This window comes from Psychrobacter sp. 4Dc, assembly GCF_002836715.1.
Classification (GTDB): Bacteria; Pseudomonadota; Gammaproteobacteria; order Pseudomonadales; family Moraxellaceae; genus Psychrobacter.
On sequence record NZ_PJAT01000084.1, the window covers coordinates 1 to 14722 of the forward strand.

At 44.6% G+C, this 14722-nt stretch carries 11 protein-coding genes; 1 reads left to right on the plus strand and 10 read right to left on the minus strand.

What is annotated here, in order from left to right; all coding sequences use genetic code 11:
• The 10 genes from CXF61_RS05025 to CXF61_RS05070 all read right to left on the minus strand — a co-directional run.
• A partial coding sequence (locus CXF61_RS05025; RefSeq protein ID WP_165597400.1) for an AAA family ATPase occupies positions 1-489 on the minus strand: 489 nt, incomplete at its 3' end.
• Between the two features lie 230 nt (positions 490-719).
• Complete coding sequence (locus CXF61_RS05030; RefSeq protein WP_165597401.1) at positions 720-1691, minus strand: peptide ABC transporter ATP-binding protein; 972 nt, start codon at positions 1689-1691, stop codon at positions 720-722.
• Positions 1688-2755 (minus strand): ABC transporter ATP-binding protein, encoded by a 1068-nt coding sequence (locus tag CXF61_RS05035; RefSeq protein WP_264755666.1) that lies wholly within the window; start codon positions 2753-2755, stop codon positions 1688-1690. Before CXF61_RS05035 ends, CXF61_RS05030 begins: the two co-directional genes overlap by 4 nt.
• A 1-nt stretch (position 2756) precedes the next feature.
• Positions 2757-3671: an ABC transporter permease gene (locus CXF61_RS05040; protein WP_165597402.1), complete on the minus strand. Its 915-nt coding sequence runs from the start codon at positions 3669-3671 to the stop codon at positions 2757-2759.
• A 133-nt stretch (positions 3672-3804) separates the two neighbouring features.
• Positions 3805-4821, minus strand: coding sequence for an ABC transporter permease (locus tag CXF61_RS05045; RefSeq protein WP_057761126.1), 1017 nt, complete (start codon positions 4819-4821; stop codon positions 3805-3807).
• Positions 4822-5016: 195 nt separating this feature from the next.
• Entirely contained in the window at positions 5017-6657 is a 1641-nt protein-coding gene (locus tag CXF61_RS05050; protein WP_165597403.1) for an ABC transporter substrate-binding protein, read from the minus strand.
• Between the two features lie 459 nt (positions 6658-7116).
• Entirely contained in the window at positions 7117-8745 is a 1629-nt protein-coding gene (locus CXF61_RS05055; RefSeq protein WP_165597404.1) for a GMC family oxidoreductase, read from the minus strand.
• A 190-nt stretch (positions 8746-8935) separates the two neighbouring features.
• Positions 8936-9262 carry a DUF779 domain-containing protein gene (locus tag CXF61_RS05060; protein WP_165597405.1) on the minus strand — a complete coding sequence of 109 codons (327 nt, stop codon included), beginning with the start codon at positions 9260-9262 and terminating at the stop codon, positions 8936-8938.
• A 200-nt stretch (positions 9263-9462) separates the two neighbouring features.
• Positions 9463-10491 carry an alcohol dehydrogenase AdhP gene (gene adhP / locus CXF61_RS05065; RefSeq protein ID WP_193834187.1) on the minus strand — a complete coding sequence of 343 codons (1029 nt, stop codon included), beginning with the start codon at positions 10489-10491 and terminating at the stop codon, positions 9463-9465.
• A gap of 237 nt (positions 10492-10728) precedes the next feature.
• Entirely contained in the window at positions 10729-12255 is a 1527-nt protein-coding gene (locus CXF61_RS05070) for an acetaldehyde dehydrogenase ExaC (RefSeq protein ID WP_165597406.1), read from the minus strand.
• Between the two features lie 507 nt (positions 12256-12762).
• Here CXF61_RS05070 and CXF61_RS05075 point away from each other — a divergent pair.
• A complete protein-coding gene (locus CXF61_RS05075) occupies positions 12763-14700 on the plus strand; it encodes an AAA family ATPase (protein WP_165597407.1) in 1938 nt (645 codons plus the stop codon).
• Positions 14701-14722 lie beyond the last annotated feature (22 nt).

Below are 14722 nucleotides of genomic sequence, written 5' to 3' on the forward strand. Positions count from 1 at the left end.
ATCATCTATAAATAAGTCGCATTTTTGGTTTTCTTTAAAAATAAATTTGTATTCACTATCATGTATATTTAAAATTAACTCTTTTGCCACTGTCTTTTTATTAGTTTCAGTTACTCCAACCTTTACCGTTATAAGTATGTATTCAGAACTTATTTTTCTAGTTCTTGGCCAATCAAATGGATATGTATGGCTCAAATAATCTGGAATTTTAAGATCAAACTTAAAATCAAAATAAATAATATTCTTTTTGCTGTCAAACTTCTTTGCTTCTGAGAAAGCACCAAAATCTACATAAGAGCTATACCATAATATAGGTCCAGTAGTATTTGATTCTACGGATTGTCTTAATAAAGGTAAGCTACGTAAAAAAGAGCTTTTACCACTACTATTTTTCCCTATTAAGACAGTTAAAGGCTTTAAATCTACATAGGGTGAATGGTCATCGTCTGCAAAACTCCGTAAATTTCTAAGCCTAATTGACTGTAACATTCTGTTGTCTCAATAGAATAAAATTATATTTTGTAATATATCATATCAATAATTAATTGGTATGATGTTTCGATTTAACATGCTTAATTTGAGATAAAGCTAAATATCTGTAATGCGTGGCAAAAAAAGGCCTGGATCAAGGTCAGACCTTTTTTGGTTGTAGCCAATTCCCTAAATGTCGCGGTGTGGTAAATATTGATTAGTTGTTAACCATCTTAACCTTAATCACCTTAACCATATATCTCTTCTAAACGTAAACAAGCAACCAATCGACCGTCCCATTCGCGCAGTTGTGGCTCTACCTCGCTGCATTGCTGCTTGGCATAGGGGCAGCGTTTATGTAGCGCACATCCACTTGGTGGATTGAGCGGACTTGGTAGCTCACCTTGTAGGGTCAAATCATTTTTGTGGCCATTTACCGTTGGGGCAGCAGCCAATAACGCGATGGTATAGGGATGTTTTGGTGCATTATAAATCGCTTCTTTGGAGCCGTGCTCAACAGCTTGACCTAGATACATCACCATTACATCATCAGCGACGTGGCGTACGACGGATAGATTGTGCGAGATAAAGACGTAAGCGGTGCGATACTCATCCTGCAAATCCATAAATAGGTTTAGAACCTGCGCTTGGATTGATACATCGAGTGCGGAAGTCGGTTCATCAGCGACGACGATTTTAGGGTTGAGCATCATCGCGCGGGCGAGGGCAATACGTTGGCGCTGTCCACCCGAAAACATATGCGGATAACGACCAGCGTGTTCGGGTCGTAGACCGACATGTCTCATCATCTCGTTGATTTTTTCACGCTTTTCCTCTTTAGACAGTTTGGTATGGATATCCAATGGTTCTGTCAATTGATAGCCAATGGTATGACGCGGATTTAAGCTGCCATAAGGGTTTTGAAAGACCATTTGAATTTCAGTACGCAACTCTTTTAGCGCTTTTCTACTATAGCCGGTGGTGCCTTCATCATTGATAAATAGCTCGCCATGTGTGGGCGCTTCAATCAGCGTCAACTGGCGGGCAAGGGTGGATTTTCCGCAGCCTGATTCGCCAACGACGGCCAATGTCTTGCCAGCTTCAAGCTCGAATGAGACGCCATTGAGCGCTTTCACGTAAGCCTTTGCTTTGCCCAGACCTTGTGATACGGGGTAATGCTTGTGTAGATTGTCTGCTTTTAGGACCACTTTATTACTCATATTTGTGACTCCAGAGTAGCAGCGTGAGAGGGGTGAGAGGTAATATTAGAATCAATACAACGTACCTTGCCAGTAGGTGTATCTAAAATAGGCGGTGGTACTTCACAAGCGGACTCTTTATACGGGCAACGCGGAGACAGTAGGCAACCGCTTGGGCGATCGTATTGACTTGGAACGACCCCTGGTAAACTGTTTAGCCTATCTTGACCGATGGCTAATTCAGGGATGGCTTGTAGCAATGCTTCAGTATAAGGATGTGCAGGCTTTTGAAAAATCTCTGGCACGGTACTGGTTTCAACCACTTGTCCAGCATACATGACCGCGACATCGCGCGAGTTTTGCGCGACAAGGCCCAAATCGTGGGTAATTAATACCATTGCCATTTGTTTTTCGCGTTGTAATCTGCTCAGCAAATCCATGATCTGTGCTTGTACCGTGACATCGAGTGCGGTGGTTGGCTCATCTGCGATAAGCAGTTTTGGCTCACAAGCAATGGCCATCGCAATCATAACCCGCTGACTCATACCGCCTGATAGCTGATGCGGATAGACTTTGAGACGGTTTTTGGCATCGGGCATTTCGACCAACTCTAGCAGTTCTAAGATGCGTGTTTGTACTGCTGCGCCTCGTAAACCAAGATGCTTGCGTAGCACTTCACCTAGCTGCATCTCAACCGTAAAGCTTGGATTTAGGCAAGACATCGCATTTTGAAAAATCATAGAGATGTCTTTACCAATGATGCCGCGTCTCTCTTTGGCTGACATACTGAGCATGTCTTTATTATCAAAGACCACTCGCTGTGCGCGAACGGTCGCAGAAGGTGGTAATAGACCCATCAGCGCCATCATAGTGACCGATTTACCTGAGCCAGATTCGCCGACGACAGCGATGACTTCACCTTGGGTTATCTTTAAAGACACATCGTCGACTGCGCGAAAGGCACGCACCCCTTGTCCAAAAGTAACCGACAGGTTTTCGATATCTAGCAATAACGGAGAGTCTTTTGTTGATGCACCATTCATAGACGTATGAGTGATAGGCGTATTAATTAATGGTTCAGTCATCTTAGGTCACCTGCTTTAATTTAGGATCTAGCGCATCGCGTAAGCCATCACCAGTCAGGTTAATCGATAGTGCAGCCAAGAAAATAGCGACACCCGGCCAGATTGCTAGCCAAACATTACTTTGAATATATTGACGCGCCGTACCTAGCATCGCGCCCCATTCGGCATCAGGTGGCTGTACGCCAAAGCCTAGGAAACCAATCGCACCTGCTTCTAAAATAGCAGACGAGAAAATCATCGTTGCCTGTACGATAAGCGGTGCCATACAGTTGGGCAAAATGGTGATAAACAACAATCTGAGCACGCCAGCACCCATCACTTGTGAAGCAATGAAGTATTCTCGCTGTAGCTCTACCATCGCAGTCGCACGAGTTAACCGAATAAAAGGCGGCGTACAGACCAAAGCGATGGTAATAATAGTATTAGTCATAGATGGCCCTAAGATAGCGGCAATGATGATGGCCAGTAGCAAGCTCGGATAGGACATTAAGATGTCATTGACCAACATGACGGCCTTGCCCCAGACCTTTGGCCAAAACGCAGCACTTAGCCCAAGTGAAATACCAACCAACATCGCAAGAGTCGTGGCGCTCAGACCGATAAACAATGAGTAACGCGCGCCATACATCACCCGGGACAGCGTATCTCGACCAGCATCATCAGTGCCTAGCCAAAACATCGCATTGCCGCCATCTAAAAAGGCAGGCGGCAATTGCTCTTGACCAGTGAACAGCTCGTAAGGATCATGAGGCGCAATAGCAGGCGCGAGTATGGCAACAAGAACCATCAATGCCAGTACAATAAAACCAATCACGGCGCCTTTGTTTCGGCAGAACGTCGATAAAAATAGCTGCCAAGATGACGGCGGTATGGCTGCCATCAGATTGACATCAGAGGGGAGAACAGAAGGCTTCATGAGCATTTCCTATAGTGGCTAGCGCAGTGACATTTTTTAGAATCTTATTCATAAAAAAGTACTAAGCATTGCTAAAACTTCACTTGAGCGCTAATCATCACTATTTATAATGTGAGTATTTATTAATGTTAAATTAAGAAGTATGGCGAATACGTGGATTGATCAGACCATACAAAATATCAATAAATAAACTAACCAAAATCAGAGCGGTGGCGACCAATAAAATACCATTTTGTACAATAGGATAATCACGAGTGAAAAACCCATCGAGTAGCCAATTACCAACGCCTGGCCAACTAAAGATGGTCTCGGTAATAATGGCACCTGCAAGCAATGTCGCCATCTGTAGGCCGACGACCGTAACCACAGTAATCAAGGCGTTACGCATTACGTGGACCAGTATCACTCGGCGTGGAGATAAGCCTTTGGCTCGCGCTGTACGCACATAGTCCTCATCCAATACCTCTAGCATCGCAGAGCGTGTCATCCGCGCAATCATCGCTAACGGAATGGTCGATAAGGCGATAGAGGGTAAGATAAAGTGTTTGACCACGTTCCAAAACGCGCCAGGCTCTCCTGAGCTTAGTGAGCCGAGTAACCATGACCCATACAGTGGTTGCACATCTAAAAACTGTGCGACAGATATCACCCCAGCGACGGGCAGGAGACCTAAATAATGAGCGAAGATACCAGTCAGGATGGGACCTAATAAATAGATAGGCATAGAGTAGCCTGCCAACGCGCCTGACATTAGGGTGTAATCAATCCATGTACCACGGCGCAAGGCAGCAAAGATGCCTAAGCTAACACCAATGACACTAGCGATAACAATAGCGCATAACGCCAATTCTAGAGTAGGAACAAAATGGGCAAAAAAGTCTTGTAGTACGGGCGTACGAGTACGAAAGGACTGACCGAAATCACCCGTTAGGATGCCAGTCAAATAATCCCAATACTGGGCAACGAGCGGTTTGTCTAATCCTAGCCTTTCTAGGGCACGAGCATGTAGCTCGGGATCGACCATACGCTCGCCCATCATAATCTCTACCGCATCTCCAGGTACGAGACGAATCAGAGTAAAAGTGGATAGCGTTAGGCCAAGATAGACGGGTATTAAAATGGCAATACGACGCAGAATATAAAGTAGCATGGGCTGCTCAATAGTTATGGTTCAATGATTAGAGTATTAGCGATGATGAAGAGATCCGTGACAAAGCGCTTAATTCATATTGTTCATATCATTTATATAAATTCGGCTGGAGCAGAGTATCTGACCCAGCCGCACTTATATGAATGAATAAAATGAATAAATTGCTTACGTCGTAACGGAATTAATCAGTCAAGGTTATTCAACTTTTACACCATCGAAGCGTATTGAGCCAAGTGGGCTGATTTTATAATCGACAACGTTTGGTGCGGTGAATACGGTCACTACCGAGTGTGCCATTGTTGTCCAAGGAAGCTGCTCTTTGAATATCTGCTGAGCTTGCTCATATTCACTGACACGCTCATCTTGATTGTTAATCTGACGGGCATTGGTCACCAAATTATCGAAGTCTTTGTTACACCAGCGCGAGTAGTTGTTACCACCGACCGCGTCACAAGATAATAACGAACCAAGCCAGTTGTCTGGATCACCATTATCGCCAGTCCAACCTGCTAGAATGACATCAGGCTCGCCTTTAGCAGCGCGTTTTAGGTACTCGCCCCACTCATAAGTCACAAGTTTGGTATCGACGCCAATCTTCGCCCAATCGGCTTGTAGCATTTCAGCCATTAGCTTGGCATTTGGGTTGTACGGACGCTGAACTGGCATATACCACAGATTGATAGAAAGATTATCCGCGCCAGCTTCTTTGATCAGTGCTTTTGCCTTTTCGACGTCGTAAGGCGCATCTTTAAGTGACTCATCATAGCCCCACTGCGTTGGCGGCATTGGGTTGGTTGCCTTGAGGCCTTCGCTCTGATAAACCGCATTGATAATAGCGTCTTTGTTGATCGCCATATCTAATGCTTGACGCACTTTAAGATCGCTCAGTTGAGGTTTTTCTACGTTATAACCGACATAGCCGACGTTGAAGCCAGGCTGATCCAGAACGGTGGCTTTACCTGATTTTTTAACAGATTCGATTTCGGCAGGTTTTGGATAAGCGGACACATGACATTCGCCAGCTTGCACTTTTTGGGCACGGACTGCTGAGTCTTTAGTGATGACAAACACTAGGTTGTCGATATAGATGTCGTCTTTGTTCCAATAATCTGGGTTTTTGGTATAACGAATTTGCGCGTCTTTTTGATATGAGGTAAAGACGAAAGGTCCAGTACCGACTGGCTTAGTATTGATATCAGCAGCATTGCCAGAGGCTAGCAATTGATCTGCGTACTCAGCAGAACCAATATAAGCAAAAGGCATCGCTAGGTTCTGTAGAAACGGCGCATTGGTTTCGCTAAGGGTGATTTTCACCGTATAGTCGTCAACCTTTTCGATACTAGAGATAATATCAGGTAGTCCCATGCCGACTGAATATGGGAATTCAGCAGGATAAGCTTTGTTAAATTCAAAGTCTGGGTCAGTGATACGTTCTAGCGTAAAGATAATGTCATCCGCGTTGAAATCGCGAGTTGGAGTAAAGTAATCAGTTGTACCGAATTTAACCCCTTTGCGTAGATTAAAGGTATAAGTCTTGCCGTCTTCGCTAATATCCCAACTCTCAGCAAGTCCTGGCTGAATCTCAGTCTCTGCTCTTTTGAATTCTACCAAGCCATTATAAATAGGGAAGGCACTCGCATCAAAATCTGTACCTGAAGTATATTGCGCTGGATCGAATCCAGCAGGGCTACCTTCTGAGCAATAGAGCAATGTTTTAGCGGCTTTGGCATCTGAGCTAGCAGCAGAATCGTCGGTGGTTTTGTTGTCTCCACTACAGGCGCTGATACCTAAGACAAACGTCGCCAACATCGTAAGTTTGAAGAGTGATTTTTGCATTATTACATCCTATGTAATGGTAGGTAGGTACTCATGTATCCATATGTTCGTACTCGATTATGAATACGATGAGAAAGCGTTTAGTGACCTCTAAAGCATCTATCTATAAAATGTTTCATATATACAAAATAAAACATATTAAAGGTTGTTATAACTTTAAATTATATAGATGGAAACTAAAAATATAAACAAGTCGTTCGAATATACTCTCTTAATCTGTGGTAATGCAAGCTATAAATAGACTAATTTTGATAAAAAGTGCACGGTTTTGCCGTATTTAGCATCAATAAGATATTAAATACTAAATTCTATGGCTTTATGTTTGTTAATTTTCAATAGCAAAGAGACATACCTTTAAATTGCTAGCCAGTTACAATTTTACTAATTGTAAACAATTAGAAATGATAAAGTTATGTCTCTTTAAAGCAATCAGCTATAAGCAGTTTGCCCAATACAGCATCAAATAGGGCCATGATTCGCCTTAATGAGATCGGCCATTTTTTCGGCAATCATAATAGTTGGCGCATTGGTATTGGCGCTAATAAGCGTTGGCATCACTGATGCATCGATGACTCGCAATCCGCTCACACCTCGTACCTTTAATTCCAAATCAACCACAGAGCTGTCATCTGAGCCCATGCGGCAAGTGCCTACTGGGTGATAGATGGTATCTGACTTATTTCTGATATAGCCGAGCATGCCGTCTTTTTCGAGGTAAGGGGCAGGGTAGTCTTCAGTAATGTACTTAGCGAGTGCAGACTCTTGCATGATGGCGCGAGTACGCTCGGCACCGGCAACCATATACTCTACATCTTTTGGATGCGACAGATAGTTTGGATCGATCAAGACAGCATCGGAGGGGTCGGCTGAGTCCAGTCGTACAGTGCCTCGACTTTCAGGCCGTAAGTAGCAACTGTGACAAGAGACAGCAAATCCGCGTCTGAGATCGCGACCGTGCTCTATCACGCGCGAGATGACAAAGTGCAGCTGTGTATTTGGCCACTCCTTTGGGTCATCACCGACGCTAAAGAACGCACCTGCTTCTGCATAGTTGGTAGACAGCAGCCCTGTACCGTCTTTTCTCCACTGCCGAATGCTTTTGGTCAATGTCGAAATCGATGCCATGCCAATACCGATGACGTCAGTAGTATTGACCTCGTAATCAAAGACGACGTCTAAGTGATCCTGCAAATTACCACCGACTTCAGGTGCATCTACTACCACATCGATACCATGAGACTGCAAATGCTCTGCAGGGCCAATACCTGAGAGCATCAGGACTTTGGGCGAACCAAATGCGCCACCTGATAGTAGGACTTCATGACGCGCCGTGACAGTATGTTCGACACCGTCTTTTTCGTAGACGACGCCTGTCGCTTGATTGTCTTCGATAATGACGCGGTTAGCCTGCGCATGAGTGATGACAGTTAGGTTGGAGCGGTTTTGGACAGGATGTAGATAGGCGGCCGCGGCAGAGCAGCGTTGGCCTTGTTTTTCACCATGGAAATGAGTGACTTGATACAATCCTGTACCGTCTTGCTTTTCGCTATTAAAGTCGGTGTTATGATCTAGGCCATTGGCAATCGCAGCTTCTACGAATGCTTTTGAGATGTCTCGTGGACTGAGTAGGTCGCTAACATGCAGCGGCCCGCTATCGCCATGTAGGTCATCGCTACCACGAACGTTATTTTCAGCTTTGATAAAGTAGGGAAGTACATCGTCAAATCCCCAGCCAGTACAGCCTTGCTCTACCCAACGTTCATAATCTAGCTTACTACCACGCGTATAGATCATGGCATTGATAGCTGATGAGCCGCCCAGACATTGTCCACGTGGCTGAAAACCTTTACGGTTATTAAGGTGCTCTTGCGGGGTGGTGTGAAAGCACCAGTTGTTCAGTTTGAGCGGTTTGCCAGGAACCATCAGAATAAGTCCAGCAGGCACACGTACTGCTAGATCTTTGCCATCACCGCCGTACTCTAATAAGCAGACACTGATATCTGGGTTTTCAGTGAGACGGCTGGCAAGCACGCAACCTGCTGATCCACCACCGACGATGACATAGTCAAATGTTGTGTCAAATTCCATTTTATATTCCTTATAGCATCCATGCTCATCAAAATAGTTTACGCTTTACAGTAACTATTATTTTGCTAAAATAATAAAATAAAAATGACTCTGCGGTATCTGTTTTCCCCAATATCATAGGACAAGCTAAGACTGTTATATTCGGTACATTAGGTAAGATTAATGCTACCTAGTTTTGCGTCAAACGTCCTTATATCGTACAGATTTCTGAGCGTACGATAAAGCGTTTGCCTTCAGGGATTTCTAACGAAAAACTCGCACCGCGACCATTGACGACATCAATGGTCAAATCGGTATGCTGCCATAGATTGTATTGTGCGCGTCCCATATAAAATGGACAGTCAACAAGCTCACCAACCAGCACATCCTGACCGCCTACCTTAAACTCTCCTAATGGATAGCACATGGGCGAGCTACCATCGCAGCAGCCACCTGATTGATGAAACATCAGCTTTCCATGCTTGGACTTTAGTAGCTCAATCAACGCCTTACACGACTCTGTTGCTGCCAGTTTCATATCATACTCCTTCTTATGGCCCATCCATGGTTTATATAATTGCTCTCTAGTATCAGTATGCCACAGTCAAATCAAAAAGGTCGCATCATCTTCAGACACATCACAACTGGCATATGACTAAAAAGATACGACCTTCGGCTGATAATTGACAGTTGGAATAACTACGTAATAAGCTTATAACACTGTCATTTTACTATCCGTTATTGATTATAGTCGATGACGATACGACCTTCGATTTTGCCATTACGCATCCGCTCAAAAATATCATTGATGTTCTCTAACGGCTCAGCTTTGACGGTCGCTTTGACTTTGCCAGCCGCTGCCATATCTAGCGACTCTTGTAAGTCAAGACGTGTGCCAACGATAGAGCCGCGTATGGTGATACCATTGAGTACAGTATCAAAGATTGACACCGGGAAGTCGCCAGTGGGGAGTCCGTTACATACTAAAGTACCACCGCGACGTAACATGCTTAAGGCTTGATCAAAAGCTTTTGATGATACTGCAGTGACTAACACGCCATGAGCGCCACCGATTTCTTCTTGTAGCAACTCGCCTGGGTCTGTATTTTTGGCATTTACCGTCACTGTTGCCCCCAGCTTTTTGGCGAATTCAAGTTTTTCGTCATCAATATCAACAGCAGCAACATTGAGCCCCATGGCAATGGCATATTGTACAGCCATGTGACCAAGGCCGCCGATACCTGAAATAACAACCCAGTCGCCTGGCTTGGTGTCGGTCATTTTAAGACCTTTATATACCGTGACGCCCGCACATAAAACAGGGGCAATCTCAATGGAGTCGACACTCTCAGGAATAATGCCAACATAGTTGGCATCTGCAAGGACGTATTCTGCAAAGCTACCGTTCACTGAGTAACCAGAGTTTTCTTGCTTTTTACATAAGGTTTCCCAGCCACCCAAGCAATGCGTACAGTGACCACAAGCAGAGTATAGCCATGGCACACCAACGCGATCACCTGCTTTGACATGAGTTACGCCGTCACCGACCGCCGTGATCACGCCAACACCTTCATGACCTGGGATAAATGGCGGGCTTGGCTTAACAGGCCAGTCCCCCTCAACTGCATGTAAATCAGTATGACAGACGCCTGAGGCGTGCATTTTGACAACTATTTGCCCAGCACCTGCGGTTGGAATGTCGACTTCTTCGATTTTTAATTCTTGACCGAACTCATGTAATACAGCGGCTTTCATTTTGTTAGTCATAATAAGCTCTCTTTTATGGGTGATTGATAAATGTTGATATAAAAAGTTGTTGCGATATTGCATTCAAAATATGCAAACACCTTATTTTGAACGCAAGACTGCTACAAATTTTTCCTGCTGTGCGCCTAAGCGCATTAGAGGATATAAAAATTCGTCTCAGTTTTTTTATTTAGATCGTTGTAGCGAGCGGGCTATGTAACACTTGTGATAACCCGCTCCATGATTAGCAATGATGGTTTAGAAGAAGCCCATTTTTTTAGGGCTGTACGACACCAGCATGTTTTTGGTTTGCTGATAGTGGTCGAGCATCATTAAATGGTTTTCACGTCCGATACCAGATTGTTTGTAACCACCGAACGCCGAATGTGATGGATAAATATGATAGCAGTTGGTCCATACGCGGCCTGCTTGGATACCACGGCCGAAGCGATATGCCTTGTGTACGCTACGTGTCCATACGCCAGCGCCTAAACCATACAAGGTGTCATTGGCAATCTGCATGGCTTCGTCATCGTCTTTAAAAGTAGTCACGGCAAGGACAGGTCCAAAGATCTCTTCTTGGAACACGCGCATATCGTTGGTGCCCTCAAAGATAGTTGGTTTGACGTAGTAACCGTCTGTCAAGTCGCCATCGTGCTTGGCTTGTTCGCCGCCGACGAGCACTTTTGCGCCTTCTTTTTTACCGATATCAAGATAAGATAGAATTTTCTCTAATTGATCTGAGCTGGCTTGCGCGCCAATCATGGTGTCGGTATCTAATGGGTTACCCATCTTGATGGCTTCAACGCGGGCGATACAGCGTTTGATGAACTCATCATAGATGCTCTCATGAACGAGTGCCCGCGATGGACAGGTGCAGATTTCACCTTGGTTCAGTGCAAACATCACTAGACCTTCGACAGCTTTGTCCAAGAAGTCATCGTCCTCATCCATAACATCGGCAAAGAAGATGTTAGGGCTTTTGCCACCAAGCTCTAACGTCACTGGAATGATGTTTTCGCTCGCGTACTGCATAATGAGGCGGCCAGTGGTAGTCTCACCAGTGAAGGCAACTTTATTGATACGAGGGTTTGAGGCAAGTGGTTTACCCGCTTCGACACCAAAGCCATTGACGACGTTTAGCACGCCCTTTGGCAAAATGTCAGCGATACCGATGGTCTCTAACATGAACAGAATAGAAACTGGCGTTTGTTCGGCTGGCTTTAGAACGACACAGTTACCAGCAGCAAGGGCAGGTGCTAGCTTCCATACGGCCATTAGGATAGGAAAGTTCCAAGGAATGATTTGACCGACGACACCAAGTGGCTCATGAAAATGATAAGCCACAGTGTCTTCGTCAATCTGACTGATACCGCCTTCTTGTGCGCGAATGGCGCTGGCAAAATAACGGAAGTGATCAATGGCTAGAGGGATGTCGGCTGCGAGTGTCTCACGAACAGGTTTGCCGTTTTCGTAACATTCGGCAATCGCAATCGCTTCTAGGTTGGCTTCCATGCTGTCAGCAATTTTGAGTAACAAGTTGGCACGTTCAGTAACACTGGTCTTGCCCCATGCGTCTTTGGCAGCATGCGCCGCGTCTAGGGCTTTTTCGATATCGGCTTCTTTTGAGCGGGCTACTTGGCAAATAGTTTTACCATCGATGGGGCTTGTGTTATCAAAATACTCTCCATCGATAGGAGCGGTCCACTCACCATTAATAAAGTTATCGTATTTTTCGCGGAACTGAACAGGGCTACCTTCCGTATTGGGATTTGCATACAGCATGAAACACTCCTTGTTGTGTTGTTTGTTTTATCGGATAATACAAGCGCAATTTTATCTATCCTAATATCTGTTATCGCAAAACAATATCAGTTGATGTTGTGATTGATTAACATCAATTGCTCTCTGTACACGTTTCATACTACTCGGCTTCTGCTGATAATCATACTAAAATTTTATAATGACTGATGAGTTAACACATAACAGGAAGTTTGCTTTAATGGCCATGATTTTATTGCTGTAAAGCCTAGAATGCATAGGCTTGGTATTTATGATCAAAGCAGATACTTTACGGATAAAATTAAAAGATAAGCTATTGATTTTTTGCATTTATAAAAAATAAAGCATTTTTTATCTATATTCTATTGACAATTGTTTATTTTATTGTCGATACCTCAAGGTTGCACAGCCCGCAAATTTTAGGTGATTTTAGGCAAATGTTGCGTTTTTTTCCATTATGATGATGGTTTTATTATTCTCTTTTTTCACATTACTGGCTGGTTTGAATCTATGCGTCAATCTTCTGCTCTCGATATCTTAAAAACAGGTCAAAATGTCTTTTTAACGGGCTCAGCAGGCTCAGGTAAGACCTATACGCTCAATCAATATATTGATTATCTACGCGCTCGCCGTGTGCCTGTTGCGGTGACTGCCAGTACCGGTATTGCTGCCACACACATGAACGGCACAACGATTCATAGTTGGTCGGGTATTGGTATCAAGGATGAGCTGTCTGATCGAGATTTGACAAATTTATCACGCAAGCAGTTCTTAGCAGACAGACTAAAAGACACGGCTGTGTTGGTTATTGACGAGATATCGATGCTACATGCCAAGCAGCTCAATTTGGTCAGCCAAGTCCTCAAGCATGTCCGCAAAAATAACAAAGCCTTTGGTGGTATACAAGTCGTTGTCGCAGGGGACTTTTTTCAGCTGCCGCCCATCGGTAGCAAGGGCGAGAGCAATCGTGAAAAATTTGCCTTTATGTCTGAGGCGTGGCTCGATGCCAAGTTCCATATTTGCTATCTGTCAGAGCAGCATAGACAAGTCAGTGACGCGGCGAATGGCGGGCTTGATCTAGATGATATTCTCAATCAAATTCGTCGTCAGGAAGTGACCTTTGAGGCGATTGCCGCTTTAGAAGCGACTTATGACCAAAGCGTCGATATCAAGCGTACGCGTCTGTATACCCACAATCTCAACGTCAATAAAATCAATGACAAAGAACTGGCGTCTCTAGATGGCGAGATGATGCGTTTTGAGGCGACGGCGACAGGCGATAGTAAGCTGGTTGAGACGCTAAAAAAGACCGTGCGTACCCAAGACGAGCTGATTCTAAAAGTCGGCGCCAAGGTAATGTTTATCAAAAACAATGCTGAGCTTGGTGTCTCTAACGGAACGATGGGCGAGTTGATTGGGTTTGCTGCTGTCAAGATAGAGGATAAAGACAGTAGTGACGCGTTAATCGAAGACGATAGCAGCGATGACGTTGATGAAGAGGCTGCTGGCGAAAAAACGACAAAAGGTAAGAAGTCCGCTGCTAAAAAAGACAAAGAAAAACCAAAGTCGAAGAAACCAACGACCCAGAAAATGCCTGTCGTGCGGCTTAATTCAGGACGAGAAGTCATCGCTGAGCCTGAAGAGTGGATTATCGAAGATGAAACGGGTGATGTGCTGGCAAGTTATTTACAAGTGCCACTCTGTCTAGCATGGGCGATTACCATCCATAAATCCCAGGGCATGACCCTCGATGCAGCTGAAATCGATTTGTCGCGTACTTTTGAGTTGGGACAAGGCTATGTGGCATTATCACGCCTCAAGTCGCTATCTGGCCTACAGCTGCTTGGTATGAACGACATGAGCTTGCAACTCGATCCATTGGCTCGCGGCGCAGATAAGCGGTTTTTGGTACTGTCTGAAGAAGCGGATGCTAATTATGCGATGCTAGATGAAGAAAGTATGCAGCAGGCACATGAAAAATTCGTCTTAAAGTCAGGTGGGACATTAAGCAAGTCGGTAATCGATGCTTACGCCACGCTACAAAAGAAGCGCCGCGAACAACAGCAAGCGAAAATCGATAAAAAACAGAAGTTAGGCAATCAGGTCTCTGACAAATCAGACAGTACTCTACTTGCGACCAGAGTGTTATTGGAGGAGAGTTTGACCATTGCGGAGATTTCAGAAGCACGTCAATTGTCACAATCGACCATCATGCGCCATATCGGTGAGCTAAAATCACAAGATCCGAGTCTTGCCTGCGATCATCTGCGTCCAGATGATGAGGTGATGACAGCCGTAGGTAATGCCTATGTCGCCATTAAAGTCGCCAATAATCCAAATGACTTCAATGATGACGGTAGCATCAAGCTGCGTCCGATATATGATCATCTCAAGCAAAGCATTGACTACAATACCATTCGCCTCGCATTGATTTTTATCACCCCATAGTTTTGCTGCCTATAATTTTATT